The following is a 1,280-nucleotide window of genomic DNA, read 5'->3' on the forward strand; positions in this document are numbered from 1 at the left end:
AGCGTCATGGTACAGCTCCCACACGGATCGTCTATGTAGTGCGAGATGCCTCAGGCGATCGCAGTTTTGCTGGATTTGGTGATATCGATACCACAGAATTCGCTGATACACGACTTCAAGCCGATCACTTGCCTACTGAACTATTTAAGGAAGCGAAGTTTCTGGTATTGGGGACTCTGGAATTAGCCTATCCCGACAGTAAGGCAGCAATTAACCAAGCGGTTAAGTTGGCACAACAACACCAGGTCTCTATCTTTATAGATGTGAACTGGCGACCGGTCTTTTGGAATGATGCCAATACTGCCATTGAAATCATTCAAGACTTTATCCAGCAAGCGGACTTCCTGAAACTGACTGATGAGGAGGGAGAGTTTTTGTTTGGCACTGCTGATCCAAAAGCGATCGCACAACGGCTGGATAAGGTCAAAGGGGTATTAGTCACAGCCGGGGAACGAGGCTGCGCCTACTATCTGGGAGGAAACGAAGGGAAGTTACCAGCATTTTCTGTAGCAGTCCAGGATACAACCGGTGCCGGGGATGGCTTTACTGGTGGCATTATTTATCAACTATGCCACCGTGACCGGTCCAGTCTGAGTGATCCAACCGTTGCCAAAGATGTGGTTACCTATGCCAGTGCAGTAGGCGCACTGACCACTCTCAAGCCTGGTGCGATCGCAGCTCAACCTACATTAGCTGAGGTGGAAGCTTTTCTATCTAGTTAGTAGACTTCGCGGCAGTTGTCGGGAACAGGGAACAGGGAACAGGGAACAGGGAACAGGGAACAGGGAATAACTAATTTAAATGCACATCAGCTTACTCTATAAGTTTTTATCTTTAAACTGAAGTTTCACTTCCTACACTTGTCACACTCTTCCCCCGACTCCCGACTCCCGACTCCCGACTCCCGACTCCCGACTCCCTAAAACATGGATAATTTAAACTACTATTCCAATTCAGAAACCATGACCCCGAAGGAAAACTTCGACTTTGTTAATGCTTACCTCAAGGGTGTTAGTCCCGAGATTCGCAATCAAAACGGCTTTATCGTCAAGTTTATCGGAGATGGTATAATTGCTGTTTTACCTGATGGCACCGATGAGGCAGTAGCAGCGGGAATTGCCAAGCAAATCAGAGTGGAAGAATACAATCGCGAGGCTTTGTTGCATGAATGATGAAGGGGTCAAAATGCTCCCCCTCTCAGGAGCAGTTTTAAGCATTATGGGCATAGCTATCAGGCATACCCAAATGGGTCATAGGATTGAGGGCAGCACAAGCAAGTA

General features: G+C 47.6%; 2 protein-coding genes. Both read left to right on the plus strand.

Annotated features, from left to right (window positions below; all coding sequences use genetic code 11):
- The coding region (locus F6K51_RS37505; protein ID WP_293031316.1) for a carbohydrate kinase at positions 1-722 on the plus strand (722 nt) is incomplete at its 5' end.
- Positions 723-926: 204 nt separating this feature from the next.
- Positions 927-1,172, plus strand: a complete 246-nt coding sequence (locus tag F6K51_RS37510) for a hypothetical protein (RefSeq protein WP_293031319.1) — start codon at positions 927-929, stop codon at positions 1,170-1,172.
- Positions 1,173-1,280 lie beyond the last annotated feature (108 nt).

Origin of the sequence: Moorena sp. SIO3I8, assembly GCF_010692325.1 — a bacterium.
GTDB lineage: Bacteria > Cyanobacteriota > Cyanobacteriia > Cyanobacteriales > Coleofasciculaceae > Moorena.

Bases quoted from the DNA above. Each gene is read 5' to 3' on its own strand.
- F6K51_RS37510 (WP_293031319.1), top strand. From the start codon at position 927: ATGGATAATTTAAACTACTATTCCAATTCAGAAACCATGACCCCGAAG.